At 74.3% G+C, this 929-nt stretch carries 2 protein-coding genes; both read right to left on the bottom strand.

All coding sequences use genetic code 11. From position 1 onward, the window contains the following. Positions 1-474: ADP-ribosylglycohydrolase family protein (locus EAO75_RS45285; RefSeq protein WP_187284877.1), on the bottom strand; the 474-nt coding region annotated here is incomplete at its 3' end. A 123-nt stretch (positions 475-597) separates the two neighbouring features. Beyond that, the coding region (locus EAO75_RS45275) for an ADP-ribosylglycohydrolase family protein (RefSeq protein WP_261989734.1) at positions 598-929 on the bottom strand (332 nt) is incomplete at its 5' end.

Raw genomic sequence — 929 nt, 5'->3', positions numbered from 1 at the left:
CTCAGATGCTGTGAGTCCTCCCGACACCCACTTCCTGTCCTCCCCCTGTACCAGCAACTCCGCCACGTCCAGCACATGATGCCCGGCCATGGACGGCAGGCAGCTCCCGCGAGCCGGCCCGATCGCCGCCGCCCACTCCGTCGGGATCGCCGGCTCGCCCTGGGTCGCGCCGGCCAGTGCCCCCGCCACCGCGGCCGTCGTGTCGGCGTCGCGGCCCATGTTCACGGCCGTCAGGACCGCCTGGACGTCGTCGCCGTCCGTCACGTACGGCCCGAAGCGACCGTCCTTGACCACGACCGGCTTGCCGCTGACCGGGTCCGCACCCAGCTCCTTCAGCGGCGGCTCGGTGGCGGGCGGCCGGCCAGCCGGCGGCGTCGCCTGCGGCCAGGCCGAGGAGGAGGCCGAGGGTGCGGCTGCCCTCCGGGGGGAGCGCCTTGTCGGCCTCGGCTTCGCCTTCGGACCGGTGGTTCCCACCGGCACCGCCCGTGTGGCTCTCGTCTTCGGGTGCGAGTGGCCCCAGTGGGGCGTGCTCGCCGTCGGCGGCCGCAGCTTCGGGGAGTGTCGTCGGGGTGCCCTCGTCCCAGGGGGTGGGCGGGCTCATCGTCGGACTCCCGCGTGTGGCGTCGGTGCCTCAGATGCTGTGAGTCCTCCCGACACCCACTTCCTGTCCTCCCCCTGTACCAGCAACTCCGCCACGTCCAGCACATGATGCCCGGCCATGGACGGCAGGCAGCTCCCGCGAGCCGGCCCGATCGCCGCCGCCCACTCCGTCGGGATCGCCGGCTCGCCCTGGGTCGCGCCGGCCAGTGCCCCCGCCACCGCGGCCGTCGTGTCGGCGTCGCGGCCCATGTTCACGGCCGTCAGGGTCGTGTCGGCGTCGCGGCCCATGTTCACGGCCGTCAGGACCGCCTGGACGAAGTCGCCGTCCG

Source organism: Streptomyces sp. UW30 (assembly GCF_008042075.1).
Classification (GTDB): domain Bacteria; phylum Actinomycetota; class Actinomycetes; order Streptomycetales; family Streptomycetaceae; genus Streptomyces.
This window is presented reverse-complemented; position numbering and strand designations above follow the sequence as displayed.